The 13158-nt window shown below is 63.5% G+C and carries 11 protein-coding genes; 4 read left to right on the top strand and 7 right to left on the bottom strand.

Features of this window, described 5'->3' with window-relative positions:
* Positions 1 to 46: 46 nt before the first annotated feature.
* Positions 47 to 1684: a 5-guanidino-2-oxopentanoate decarboxylase gene (locus tag DMX11_RS01180; RefSeq protein ID WP_110742899.1), complete on the top strand. Its 1638-nt coding sequence runs from the start codon at positions 47 to 49 to the stop codon at positions 1682 to 1684.
* Positions 1685 to 1742: 58 nt separating this feature from the next.
* On the opposite strand, the gene DMX11_RS01185 is transcribed toward DMX11_RS01180, so the two are convergent.
* Positions 1743 to 2663, bottom strand: a complete 921-nt coding sequence (locus DMX11_RS01185; protein WP_110742688.1) for an AraC family transcriptional regulator — start codon at positions 2661 to 2663, stop codon at positions 1743 to 1745.
* Between the two features lie 202 nt (positions 2664 to 2865).
* Here DMX11_RS01185 and DMX11_RS01190 point away from each other — a divergent pair, with 202 nt between their 5' ends.
* Entirely contained in the window at positions 2866 to 3159 is a 294-nt protein-coding gene (locus DMX11_RS01190) for a putative quinol monooxygenase (protein WP_110742689.1), read from the top strand.
* 134 nt (positions 3160 to 3293) lie between these two features.
* Positions 3294 to 3527 (top strand): hypothetical protein, encoded by a 234-nt coding sequence (locus DMX11_RS01195; RefSeq protein ID WP_110742690.1) that lies wholly within the window; start codon positions 3294 to 3296, stop codon positions 3525 to 3527.
* Here the strand turns inward: DMX11_RS01195 and DMX11_RS01200 are convergent, their stop codons facing one another.
* The 6 genes from DMX11_RS01200 to bglX form a co-directional block, all read right to left on the bottom strand.
* Complete coding sequence (locus DMX11_RS01200; protein WP_110742691.1) at positions 3528 to 4133, bottom strand: flavin reductase family protein; 606 nt, start codon at positions 4131 to 4133, stop codon at positions 3528 to 3530.
* Positions 4134 to 4251: 118 nt separating this feature from the next.
* Positions 4252 to 4617 carry a heme utilization protein gene (locus tag DMX11_RS01205; protein ID WP_110742692.1) on the bottom strand — a complete coding sequence of 122 codons (366 nt, stop codon included), beginning with the start codon at positions 4615 to 4617 and terminating at the stop codon, positions 4252 to 4254.
* Between the two features lie 495 nt (positions 4618 to 5112).
* Positions 5113 to 6432, bottom strand: coding sequence for an MFS transporter (locus DMX11_RS01210; RefSeq protein ID WP_110742901.1), 1320 nt, complete (start codon positions 6430 to 6432; stop codon positions 5113 to 5115).
* A gap of 278 nt (positions 6433 to 6710) precedes the next feature.
* A complete protein-coding gene (locus tag DMX11_RS01215) occupies positions 6711 to 8045 on the bottom strand; it encodes a sigma-54 dependent transcriptional regulator (RefSeq protein ID WP_110742693.1) in 1335 nt (444 codons plus the stop codon).
* Complete coding sequence (locus DMX11_RS01220; RefSeq protein ID WP_110742694.1) at positions 8039 to 9796, bottom strand: ATP-binding protein; 1758 nt, start codon at positions 9794 to 9796, stop codon at positions 8039 to 8041. The genes DMX11_RS01215 and DMX11_RS01220 overlap by 7 nt, the downstream gene beginning before the upstream one ends.
* A gap of 140 nt (positions 9797 to 9936) precedes the next feature.
* Positions 9937 to 12228, bottom strand: a complete 2292-nt coding sequence (gene bglX, locus DMX11_RS01225) for a beta-glucosidase BglX (RefSeq protein ID WP_110742695.1) — start codon at positions 12226 to 12228, stop codon at positions 9937 to 9939.
* A 186-nt stretch (positions 12229 to 12414) separates the two neighbouring features.
* Here bglX and DMX11_RS01230 point away from each other — a divergent pair, with 186 nt between their 5' ends.
* Positions 12415 to 13014, top strand: coding sequence for a TPM domain-containing protein (locus tag DMX11_RS01230; RefSeq protein ID WP_110742696.1), 600 nt, complete (start codon positions 12415 to 12417; stop codon positions 13012 to 13014).
* The last annotated feature ends 144 nt before the right edge of the window (positions 13015 to 13158 follow it).

Consider the following 13158-nt stretch of genomic DNA (forward strand, 5'->3'; position numbering starts at 1 on the left):
TTGGGTCCAATAAGCGCATAACCTAACAAGATTCATGGTGAACCTGATGGCAACCTGCGGCGAAGTACTGGTCAAACTCCTCGAAGGCTATGGCGTGGACCATGTCTTCGGCATCCCTGGTGTGCATACCGTGGAGCTCTACCGAGGCTTGGCGGGCTCGTCCATTCGCCACATTACCCCGCGCCACGAGCAGGGCGCCGGCTTCATGGCTGACGGCTATGCGCGCACCCGTGGCAAACCCGGTGTGTGCTTCATCATCACTGGCCCGGGCATGACCAACATCACCACGGCCATGGGCCAGGCCTACGCGGATTCGATTCCGATGCTGGTGATTTCCAGCGTGCAGTCTCGCGACCAGTTGGGCGGTGGCCGGGGGAAGCTGCACGAGCTCCCCAACCAGGCGGGGCTGGTGGCGGGTGTGGCGGCGTTTTCCCATACCTTGATGAGTGCTGCCGACCTGCCGCAGGTGCTGGCGCGGGCCTTTGCCGTGTTCGACAGTGCCCGGCCGCGCCCGGTACATATCGAGATCCCGCTGGATGTGCTGGTTGAACCGGCCGGACAACTGCTGCCGGGGCGCCCGGTACGCAGCAGCAGGGCCGGCGCGGCCCCGCAGGCCGTGGCACAGATGGCTGAGCGCCTGGCCAGTGCACGCCGACCATTGATCCTCGCCGGTGGCGGTGCCTTGGCGGCGGGCCCTGCGCTGGCGCGCCTGGCCGAACATCTGCAGGCGCCCGTCGCGCTGACTATCAATGCCAAGGGTTTGCTGCCGGCCAACCACCCGTTGCAGATCGGCTCTACCCAGTCGTTGCCGGCCACCCGGGCGCTGGTGGCCGAGGCAGACGTGGTGCTGGCGATTGGCACCGAACTGGCCGAAACCGATTATGACGTGACCTTCAAGGGTGGCTTCGAAATCCCGGGCAGCCTGCTGCGTATCGACATCGACCCGGACCAGACCGTGCGCAACTACCTACCGGAGCTGGCGCTGGTGGCCGATGCCGAGCTGGCTACCGAAGCGCTACTGGCTGCTTTGCAGGCTCAGCCGCAACCTGTGCCCGAAAGCACCTGGGGCGTGGCCCGGGTGCTCAGCCTGCGCCAGGCGCTGGCGGCCGGTTGGGATCAGCCGACCTTGAGCCAGACACGCTTGCTGAGCGCCATTCTGCAGCGCTTGCCCAATGCCATTCTGGTGGGTGACTCGACCCAGCCGGTGTACACCGGCAACCTGACCCTGGACATGGACCAGCCACGCCGCTGGTTCAATGCCTCGACTGGTTACGGCACGCTGGGTTATGCCTTGCCGGCGGCCATGGGCGCCTGGTTGGGCAGCGCCGAGCAGCCTGGCGAGCGTGCGCCCTCGGTGTGCCTGATTGGTGATGGCGGCCTGCAGTTCACCCTGCCGGAGCTGGCCAGTGCGGTGGAGGCGCAGGTGCCGCTGATCGTGCTGCTGTGGAACAACCAGGGGTACGAGGAAATCAAGAAGTACATGGTCAACCGGGCGATCGAGCCGGTAGGGGTGGATATCCATACCCCGGATTTCATCGGGGTGGCGCGGGCGTTGGGCGCTGCTGCGGAGACTGTCGCGGATGTGGCACAACTGCAGGCAGCGTTGGGGCAGGCGGTAGAGCGCAAGGGGCCGACCTTGATTCAGGTGGACCAGAACCAATGGCAGGGCATGGTTATCGGTTGAACCTTGAGTCTTGCGTTGCTGGCTTGTCGGCCCTAGCGCGGCCAAGCCAGCAGCACACTCAGCCAGCCGTAGCGCGCAACCTGGCCACATCGCGAATCGGCGGTGCACCATACAGCCGGCTGTATTCTCGGCTGAACTGCGACGGGCTCTCATAGCCCACCCGATAGGCTGCAACAGCCGCCTCCAGCCCGTCGTTCAGCATCAACCGGCGCGCCTCCTGCAGGCGCAGTTGCTTCTGGTACTGCAAGGGGCTCATCGACGTCACCGCCTTGAAGCGGTGGTGCAAGGTCGAGGTACTGAGGTTGACCTCACGGGCCAGGTCCTCGATACGCAGCGGTTGCTGGTAGTTGTTGTTGAGCCAGGTAATGGCCTGGCATACCCGGTGCGTCTGGCTGTTGGCCAAGGCAATCTCATACAGCCGATAGCCCTGCGGGCCACGCAACATGCGGTAGAGAATTTCGCGGCGGAACAGCGGCGCCAGCATCGCGATATCACGCGGGGTGTCCAGCAGGCGAATCAGCCGCAGCAGCGCATCGAGCAGTGCAGCATCGGTTTTGTCCACGTACAGGCCGCGACCAGAAGGCCGGTTGGGCACCAGCATTGGCCCACTCTCGGCGATCAGCTGGCTGATCTCGGCCGGGTCCAGGTCCATGCGCAGGCCCAGGCTGGGGTTTTCCGGGCTCGCGTCCAGCTTGACCCCACTCAGTGGCAAGGTGACCGAGACCACCATGTAATGCAGGGGGTCGTAGGCGTATTGCTCGTCGCCGAGGAACAGGCTTTTGCTGCCCTGGGCCAGGATGCACAGGGCGGGTTGCGCCAGGGTCGGCACTGAACGCACGTTCTCGGTGTAACGCACCAGGTACAGGTCATCGATGGCCGATGCCGGGCCGTGCGGTTCGCCGGCGTGGCGGGTAATCAGCGCAGCCAGCTCCTGGCGCTGCAGTTCCAGGGTCTGGTCGGGGGACGTGGCGGTGGTCATCATGGCTTTCCTCTACTGACCGTCGCAGCATAGGTTTGGGCAATGGCGGGCGCTAGTCGAAAGCTGCACGTCGATTGCCTGATCCTGCCGTGCTGCAGGATCAGGCAATTGGCGAGCAGTAATGGCCTAACGTGTCGCGCGGGTGAGCCCCTAACCTTGGCAGCCTGGCTTTTCCGTCCGCCTGCTTCAAGGAGATTGTGCAATGACCCTCAAACAACCGGTCACCCATCTTGCGTTCATCCGTGCCAGCAGCGGGCGCTCGGCGGAGCTGGGGGCGCGTCTGCGTGACCTGCTCGAGCCTTCGCTGCGTGCGCCGGGTTGCCTGAGTTTCACCGTGCAGCGCTCGCAGGCGGATGCCGACTTGTGGTTGCTCAGTGGCAGCTGGCAGGACCAGCAGGCGATGAGTGGGTATTTTGCTTCGCCGACGCTGGAGTTGTTTGGTGAGCTGGTGCAGGCGCAGGTGGTCAGCAGCCTGGACTTGCATACCTTCGATTGATTTGTTGTCTGTAGCGGCCCTGTCGTCGGCAAGCCAGCCCCCACAAAGACCGCAGCAGTTGGCTTGCCGGCGATAGGGCCAGACTGGTGAATAGCGTAAGATGCCAGCCAACGATCAACGAATTGGGTAGCGACATGGCACGTAGGGAGTTCCCGCAGTTCGAAGCGGTTTCGGCGATGGTGCCGGTAGAAGGCGGTGGTTATACCGCGGCCATCGCGGTCAAGGCCTTGGGCATGGGCGGTGCGCCGCGTTTTCACAAAGTGCTCGACGGGCAGGTGTTCAAGGGCGCCGTGGCCGCTGACGAAGCGGCCACCGCCGAGTTGCAACGCCTGCAGGGCGTCAGCGACGAGGGTGAGCTGATCTGGTGATCAGGCTGTCGGCCTGCCCATCTTGAACAGTGTGCCCAGCTCGAAATAGTCCGCCGGGCCACCACCCCGCAGTATCGGCTCGGCGGCAGCGGTATCGTAGATGCCGTTGTTCAACAGGTGCTCGGCAATGTGCACCGCCACCACTTCCCCAAAAATCAGCCAGCTGGGCACCAGCTCTTGGTCAGCCCGCTTTAGCTGGACGATCTGGCTGACCTTGCACTCGAAGGCTACCGGGGTTTCGCCCACGCGCGGCACCTTGACGATGCTTGAGGGGGTGGCGGTGAGGCCGCTCAGTTCGAATTCGTTTACTTCGGCGGCAACCGGTGCGCAGCTCTGGTTCATCTGCTCGGCCAGCGGCCGGGTGGCCAGGTTCCAGACGAATTCGCCGGTCTGCTCGATGTTGTTCAGGCTGTCTTTGCGCCCGACGCTGCAGAAACCGATGATCGGCGGAATGTAGTTGAAGGCATTGAAGAAGCTGTACGGCGCCAGATTCAAGCGACCTTCGCGGTCCTGCGAAGAGATCCAGCCGATAGGGCGGGGGCCAACGATGGCGTTGAACGGGTCGTGGGGCAGGCCGTGGCCTTTAGCGGGTTCGTAGTAATACATCTGTACTGGGCTTGCTGGCCCTACCTCCTGGTGGACAAGGTGCCTAGTGTGCCAAGCCTGTGCCCGCCTGCAAATGATCAAGCCCGGCAAAAGCCGGGCTGGTTGCGCGCAGCAGGGATCAGCTGATGCGGTGAGCGTTGGTGTGGTCGAAGCCGTCTTCGGCGAAGCGTTGGCCGCCAGTGCGATCAAAGCCGTCTTCGGCGAAGCGTTGGCCACCGGTGCGATCGAAGCCGTCTTCGGCGAAGCGCTGGCCGCCGGTGCGATCGAAGCCGTCTTCGGCGAAGCGCTGGCCGCCGGTGCGATCGAAGCCGTCTTCAGCAAAGCGCTGGCCGCCAGTGCGGTCGAAGCCATCTTCAGCGTAGCGAGCGGACTGAGCTTGAGCAGCGGCAAACGTGTGAGCGCTGGTACGGTCGAAGCCATCTTCGGCGAAGGCGCCAGCTGCGAAAACCGAGAGGGCCAGGGTGAGGATCAGTTGGTTTTTCATGGCCATTGCTCCGGGGGATCGTGAGTTGTTTGTTTCTATAGGTCTAATGCTACGCCGATTAATTTGATTAAAAAGCGCAAAAAATTGCGATTAAAAATCGAATAAATCGATGTTTTGGCGTGAGCTTCGCGCTGGTCAAGCGGCTGTGTCATTCAATAGCCGCAAGCCCTCGCGTCGTCGTTTCGTCAGCCGTCGCAGCTTGAAGGGCAGTAATTAAAGAGGTGTTAAGAACGGAATATGTGTTTCAACGTGCCGTCAGGCGTTGATGTCCAGAGTGCTGATGCGGCAGCGGGTACTCCGGCCCCCGCCTTGCAGGCGAACCCGGCAAGCCTTGCGATGTGCCTGCCAGTATCCGGTCAATAGGCTGTTCATGATTCTGCCGATCCATCCCGTGAGCGTAATCGCCCCGTTAACCGTCTCACAGGTTGTCTCGCGTCATGAAAAAAGGGGCGCCCCATGCAATGGAGCGCCCCTTTCAGTCTTGCCAGGCCAGCGTCAGTCAGTAGTGATGCGCGAGTGCTGCTTGGTGTCCTTCATGGTCGCGTAAACCAGCAGCGAGCAGGCGATGCAGGCGGTGACGTACCAGTAGAAGCCGCTTTCCATGCCCGCACTCTTGAACCACAGAGCCACGTACTCGGCAGTGCCGCCGAAGATCGAAACGGTCAACGCATAGGGCAGGCCAACGCCGAGGGCGCGGATTTCGGTCGGGAACAACTCGGCCTTGACCACGGCGTTGATCGAGGTGTAGCCGCTGACGATGATCAGCGCGGCCATGATCAGGAAGAACGCACCCCACCAGGTCTGGATGGTGTGGAGGGTGCTGAGGATCGGTACGGTGAACAGGGTGCCCAGCACACCGAAGGCGATCAGGATCGGGCGACGGCCGATCTTGTCGGACAGGCCACCGACCACCGGCTGCAGGCACATGAACAGGAACAGCGTGGCGGCCGAGATGGTGGTTGAGTCGCTGATGCTCATGCCCACCGTGTTGACCAGGTACTTCTGCATGTAGGTGGTGTAGGTGTAGAACGCCAGGGTACCGCCCATGGTCAGGCCGACCACGGTCATCAGTTCCTTGGGGTGGCGCAGCAGGGTGCGCATCAGGCTTTCCTTGGCCTTTTCCTTCTTGGTGAACGAGGCGGTTTCTTCCATGCCACGACGCAGGTACAGGGCCACCACCGCGCACAGGGCACCGATCACGAACGGCACACGCCAGCCCCAGGCATACAGCTGCTCGGTGGTCAGGGTCTGTTGCAGCACGATCAGTACCGCCAAAGCGATAAGCTGGCCGGAGATCAGAGTTACGTACTGGAAGCTGGAGAAGAAGCCACGGCGGTCCTTGCTGGCCATTTCGCTGAGGTAGGTGGCCGAGGTGCCGTATTCACCGCCTACCGACAAGCCTTGCAGCAGACGGGCAATGACCAACAGGATCGGTGCGGCAACGCCGATGGTTTCATAACCTGGCGTCAGGGCAATGACCAGCGAGCCTGCGCACATCAGCAGTACCGACGCCATCAGTGCCGCTTTACGGCCTTTACGGTCGGCATACAGACCCATCAGCCAGCCCCCGATCGGGCGCATCAGGAAGCCCACGGCGAAGATCGCGGCGGTGTTGAGCAGTTGTGCGGTGGAGTCGCCGGCCGGGAAGAAGGCCTTGGCGAAGTACAGCGAGAATGCGGCGTAGACGTACCAGTCGTACCATTCGACCATGTTGCCGATGGACCCGCTGAAGATCGACTTCAGGCGGCTGGCGGTGGTTTTTTCTGCGGCAGGCGCGGTGGCCGCCCCGGCGGGCAGGGAGGTTGCGTTATCCATCAGGGATACCTTCTCGTTGTTTTTGTGGAGCGCGCCGTGGCGCAGCTTGCACAGGTGATTGCAGAAGGTGTGCCAAATGGGTGCGCAATGATCCAAATGGGGGCGCTGGGCGCCTTTTGCGGCCCCGCCGGCTCCCATAGAGACCGCGTCACGCCTGGGTTTTCCGATTTCCTGGTGGCAGCGGGCCTGCCCGCCAAAGGCTGCAGCGCAGCCCCAGAACGCCCCTGTGGGTAAGCGGATTTCTGCTTATCGATCGTTTTTGATAAGCGGATATCCGCTTATTCCCGTTCCACAAAATCCTCACGCACCAACCCATGCCGCTGCATCTTTTCGTTCAGCGTGCGCCGCGGCAGTTGCAACGCTTCCATCACCGCACTGATCGCCCCCCCGTGCTGGCGCAACGCTGCGCGCAGGCATTGTGCCTCGAACGCTTCCATCTGCTCGCCTAGCGATTGCCCGGCCGGTGCCACCTCGATATTCGGCGAGCCCAGCCCCAAGGCATGCCGCTCCGCCGCATTGGCCAGCTCACGCACATTGCCCGGCCAGTCGTGCGACAGCAGTTGCGCCAGTTGTGCACCCGACAGCGGTGGGGCAACACGGCCAAGCTTTTCGGTAGCGACCCGGGCGAAATGCTCAAACAGCAGCGGAATGTCTTCACGCCGTTCACGCAACGGGGCCAAGCGCAGTTCGGCTACGTTCAGGCGGTAGGCCAGGTCTTCGCGGAAGCGCCCGGCGCGGGCCTCTTCAAGCAAGTCAGGCTTGGTCGCGGCAATGATGCGCAAATCGACGTTGATACTCTGATTGGCCCCCAGACGCTCAAGCTTCTGTTCCTGGATTACCCGCAGCAGCTTGGCCTGCTGGACCAGTGGCATGCTTTCGATCTCATCGAGAAACACCGTGCCACCGTTGGCGTACTCCAGTTTGCCGATGCGTTTGCCCTGGGCACCGGTAAAGGCGCCGCTCTCATGGCCGAACAGTTCGGCTTCGAACAGTGCTTCGGGGATAGCCGCGCAGTTGAGGGCAACGAACGGCCTGGCCGCGCGCGGCCCAAAATCGTGCAGGCAGCGCGCCACCCGCTCTTTGCCGCTGCCAGTCTCGCCACGGATCAGCACATTGACCGGCAGGCTGGCCAGGTCCAGCACTTGGCGACGTAGCTGTTGCAGGCCCTGGGACATGCCGAGCAGCGTGCCCTCCAGGCGTGACTTGAGGTCGGCCTGCTCGTGCAAGCGGCGGTTTTCCAGCACCAGCTGGCGTTTTTCCAGTGCCCGGCGCAGGCTGCCCAGCAAGTGTTGCGGGGTAAAGGGCTTTTCAAGGAAGTCATAGGCCCCGTTGCGCATGGCCTCTACCGCCATGGGCACATCACCGTGGCCGGTCAGCAGGATCACTGGCAGGTCAGGGTCGTCCCCCTGCAACCGCTCGAGCAACTGCAGGCCATCCATGCCCGGCATGCGCACATCGCTGATGATCACCCCGGGGAAGTGCTTCGGCAGCTGGGCCAGGCAGTCTTCGGCGCGGGGGAATAGCTGCACGCTGAAACCGGACAGGCTTAGCCATTGCTCCACCGCCGTGCGGATACTGGCTTCATCATCGACGACGATCACTGAATTCAACATACAGGCTCCAGGTCTCGGGGCAGGGTAAGGCTCAGGCGTGCACCACCGGGCAGGTTTTCGGCCTGGAGCTGGCCGCCGGCCTCATGGACGATGCCGTAGGAAATCGCCAGGCCCAGGCCCAGGCCTTCGCCCACCGGCTTGGTGGTGAAGAACGGGTCGAAGACCTTGGCCAGGTCGGCTTCGGCAATACCGCCACCCGAGTCGAGCACGCTCAGGCGCCACAGCTCGCCGTCAGGCTCGATACGAAGCTCCAAGCGTTTGTAGCGCTTGTCGGCCATGGCGTCGAGGGCATTGTGCAGCAGGTTGATCAGTACCTGTTCCAGGCGAATGGCATCGCCGCGCACCCAAGCCGGGCGTGCCAGGTACTGGGCGACCTCCACCTGTTCGCTGCGGATGCGTGCTTCCAGCAAGTGCAGGGCCTGGTCAACTACGGTGGCCAGATCGAGGCGCTCGCGCAGGCCCACCGGGCTGTTGCGGGCGAAGGTCTTCAGGTGGCTGGTGAGTGCGGCCATGCGCGTGAGCATCTGCTCCAGCGGCTCAAGGGCTTGGCGCGCTTCGTCATGACGGCCATGGTCGAGCAGCAGCCGCAGGGTTTCCAGCTGCATGCGCTGGGTGGTCAGTGGCTGGTTGATTTCGTGGGCCATGGCCGCCGACATTTGCCCCAGGGCGGCCAGCTTGGCCGATTGCACCAGGCCCTCCTGGGCGGTGCGCAGCTCGCGGGTGCGCTCCTCGACCTGGCGCTTGAGCTCTTGCCGGCTGCGCTGGCGCAGGCGGGCCAGGCGCAGGCGCTGGCTGACGAACAGCCCGGCGAACACCAGGCTCAGCCACACGGCGGCGGCGCCGAGTGCGGCATTGCGGCCGTCTGCGGCGACCTGCGGCTTACGCAGCAGGTGCAAGGTCCAGTTCTCGCCTTCCAGCGGCAGGCTTTCCCACAGGTACTCGGCACTGCCTTCCGGCCCCTGCACGCGGCTCAGGGTGCTGTTGGCGGCAAAGCGGGTGAGGACCTGATGCTGCAGCGGCACCAGCGGTTGCTTGTCGTACTGTCGGGTTTCGGCCAGCTCGGCACGGTCGGCGCCGCTGAGTGGCTGCAATTCGCGGTAGCGCCAGCCGTCCTGGTTGGCGATGAAGGTGATGCCGCGTGCATCGCTGACCAGCAGGATATCGCTGCCTTGGCGCCATTCGCGTTCCAGTTCGGGGAACTCCAGCTTTACCACCATGGCACCGAGGAAACGGCCATGCTCGTCGTTTACTGCGCTGGCGAGGAAGTAGCCTGGCACGCCACTGGTCACGCCAACGGCGTAGAAGCGGCCACTGCCTTGGCTGCGGGTTTGCTTGAAGTAGGGGCGAAAGCCGTAGTTGGAGCCGACGTAGCTGCTAGGTAGCCGCCAGTTGCTGGCGGCGATGGCCAGGCCGGTGCGGTCGAGCAGTTCGAGGGTGGAGGAGTTTGCCGCGCCGTTGATGCGTTCAAGCTTGCGGTTCAGGGCGTCCTGCACCGGCTCGCTGACCGGGCCGCGCAGGGCGGCGATCAGTTCCGGGTCCAGTGCCAGTACGGCGGGCAGGGCACGGTAGCGGTCGATCAGGGTGTGCAGGGTGTTGGCATAAAGGCCCAGTTGCTGATTGGCACGCTGGGCGTCGTCTTCCATGGCCTGGCGCTTGGCCTGGTGCATGGCCCAGCCGGCACTGAGGGCGGTGCCCAGCAGAATGAGCAGGGTGATCAGCCCCAGACGCAGGGCGCGAACGGAAAAGGGCATGGGGCGGATCCGAAAGTGGTGTGCCTGTCAGGGCCCTATCGCCGGCAAGCCAACCCCCACAGGTTGCACAGGTCCATCAGACTGTGACGGCCCATTGGGCTGGCTTGCCGGCGATAAGGCAGGTACTGGGTACAGACTACTTACAGCAATTCAAAGCTCTGCTGCTGCACCGCCTGGGAGTCGAGCCCGACCTGGACATTGAACTCACCTGGCTCGGCAACTCGCTGCAGCTGGCCATTGTAGAACTTCAGGTCTTCCTCGCTGATGCGGAAGGCCAAGGTGCGCGTCTCACCCGGCTTGAGCATCAGTTTCTGGAAGTTCTTCAGTTCCTTCACCGGGCGGCTCATCGACGCTGACACATCCTGCAGGTACAGCTGCACCACGGTCTCGCCTGCCACCTTCCCGGTGTTCTTCACTGTGACCTTGGCTTCCAGCGTACCGCCGCGTTTGAGGTCCTTGCTCGATAGGGCCAGGCCCGACAGCTCGAAGCTGCTGTAGCTCAGGCCGTAGCCGAACGGGTACAGCGGGCCGTTGGGCTCTTCGAAGTACTGCGAGGTGTAGTTGCCCGGCTTGCCCGGCGTGAACGGCCGGCCGATGCGGGTGTGGTTGTAGTACATCGGGATTTGCCCGACCGAGCGCGGGAAGGTGATGGCCAGCTTGCCAGACGGGTTGTAGTCACCGAACAGCACGTCGGCAATCGCATTGCCGCCTTCGGTACCGGCGAACCAGGTTTCGAGGATGGCATCGGCCTGTTCACGCTCCCAGGCGATCGACAACGGTCGGCCGTTCATCAGCACCAGCACCAGCGGTTTGCCGGTGGCCTTCAGCGCCTTGATCAGCTCGCGCTGGCTGGCCGGAATCTCCAGGGTGGTGCGGCTCGACGACTCGTGGGACATGCCGCGCGACTCGCCAACCACTGCCACTACCACGTCGGACTGCTTCGCTGCCTTGACCGCTTCGTCGATCAGCACGGCTGCAGGGCGTGGGTCGTCGACGATTTCCGGGGCGTCGAAGTTGAGGAAGTTCAGGTAGTCGAGAATGGCTTTGTCGCCGGTGACATTGGAGCCTTTGGCATAGACCAGCTTGGCCTTGCCTTCCACAGCGCGGCGCAGGCCTTCGCGCACGGTTACCGAATGCACTGGCTTACCGTCGGCAGCCCAACTGCCCATCATGTCGATCGGGGCATCCGCCAGCGGGCCGACCAGGGCGATGGTACCGGCCTTTTTCAGCGGCAGGGTCTGGTTGTGGTTTTCCAGCAGCACCAGGCTGCGACGCGCCACATCCCGTGCGGCCTCGCGGTGCAGGCGGTCGTTGCCGTAGTAGTCCTTCAGGTCGGTTTCGGCCTTGCCGATGCGCACGTACGGGTCCTTGAACAGGCCCATGTCGTACTTCGCACCGAGCACTTCGCGGACGGCCTGGTCCAGCTCGCCCTGGGTCACCTCGCCGGACTTCAGCAGGCCCGGCAGTTCTTCGCCGTACAGGGTGTCGTTCATGCTCATGTCGATGCCGGCCTTGATCGCCAGCTTGGCCGCTTCGCGGCCATCGCGGGCGACGCCATGGCGGATCAGCTCCTGGATGGCACCGTGGTCGCTGATGGTCACGCCCTTGAAGCCCCACTCCTTGCGCAGCAGGTCGTTCATCAGCCAGGTGTTGGAGGTGGCCGGCACGCCGTTGATCGAGTTCAGCGCCACCATCACCCCGCCGGCACCGGCATCGAGCGCGGCGCGATAGGGCGGCAGGTAGTCGTTGTACATTTTTGGCAGGCTCATATCGACTGTGTTGTAGTCGCGCCCGCCCTCCACCGCGCCGTACAGGGCGAAGTGCTTGACGATGGCCATGATGCTGTCGGGGTTGGCCGGGCTGCTGCCCTGGAACGAACGCACCATTACCTGGCCGATTTTCGAGGTCAGGTAGGTATCCTCGCCGAAGCCTTCACTGGTACGGCCCCAGCGTGGGTCACGGGCGATGTCGACCATGGGCGCGAAGGTCATGTCGAGGGCGTCGGCCGAGGCTTCGATGGCGGCGGTGCGACCGACCTTGGCGACGGCGTCCATGTCCCAGGTGGCGGCCATGCCCAGGCCAATCGGGAAGATCGTGCGTTCGCCGTGGATGGTGTCGTAGGCGAAGAACATCGGGATCTTCAGGCGGCTGCGCATGGCCGCATCCTGCATTGGCCGGTTTTCCGGCGCGGTGCGCGAGTTGAAGGTACCGCCAATGCGCCCGGCTGCGATTTCTTCACGGATCTTTTCGTGGGGCATTTCCGGGCCGATGCTGATCAGGCGCAGTTGCCCTATTTTCTCGGCTTCGGTCATCTGGCTGATCAGATGGTCGATGAATGCCTGCTTGTCTTGCAGGGGCGGAGCGGAGGGGGCGGCAAGGGCCGCCTGACTGGCAAGGCCCATGGCCAGGCCCAGCAAGGACAGTTTCATCATCAATTCCGTTTTGGGGCCTGTGCCGTATCCACGGTGATACGCGCGCGGCCGAAGTTTTCAGGCGGCTATTGTTGTACGATTCGCAGGCGATTCTTCCAGCGGCGGATTATGCCTGAATATGTCCCCCGCGGACGAAGCCCCGTATGCCGGGACAACAACTATAAGAACGTTCAAGAGACCGACGGCATGACCCCTTTCGACGAATACCATCAGCGGCAGATTGCCGAAGCCATTGCCCGTGCCGAGCGGCGCACCGATGCCGAACTGGTGACCGTGCTGGCCCGCCGTGCCGACGATTATGCCTATTGGCCGTTGCTCTGGGCCGCCGTGCTGGCACTGGCCGTCCCAGGGCTGTTGCACTGGCTGCTGGCTTGGCCCAGCGTGCGTGGGGTGCTGATGGGCAACGTGCTGCTGTTCGTCGGCCTGTGCCTGCTGCTGCGTAACCCGCGCCTGGCCGACAGGCTGATCCCCCGTGCCTCACGCCTGGCGCGCCAGCAATTCCGCGAGCAGAACCTGCAGCGCACCGCAGGCGCCACGGGTGTGCTGATTTTCGTCAGTGAAGCGGAGCGGCATGTGGAGATACTGGTCGATCGGGGTATCGAACACTGCCTGGATGCTGAAGCCCGCGCGACCATCGGTGCCCGCTTTGCCGAGCAGGTGCGCCAGGGCCGGACCTTGCAGGGCTTTGTCGAGTGCATCGAGGCCTGCGGTGAGCTGCTCAGTGAGCATGTGCCGGCTACCCATGCGCGTAACGAACTGCCTAACCGGCTGGTAATTCTCGATTGAGGGGCCGGTGGTGGCGGTTTGTCACAACATCTTCTGCGCCTGGGTGATCGAGCGCCGCCACCTCTGGCAAACCATGAACATCCGGCGCCCCCACCTCTGGCAAGCCATGAACATCCGGCGCCCCCACCTCTGGCAAGCCATGAA

This window comes from Pseudomonas sp. LB-090624 (genome assembly GCF_003205205.1).
Classification (GTDB): Bacteria; Pseudomonadota; Gammaproteobacteria; order Pseudomonadales; family Pseudomonadaceae; genus Aquipseudomonas.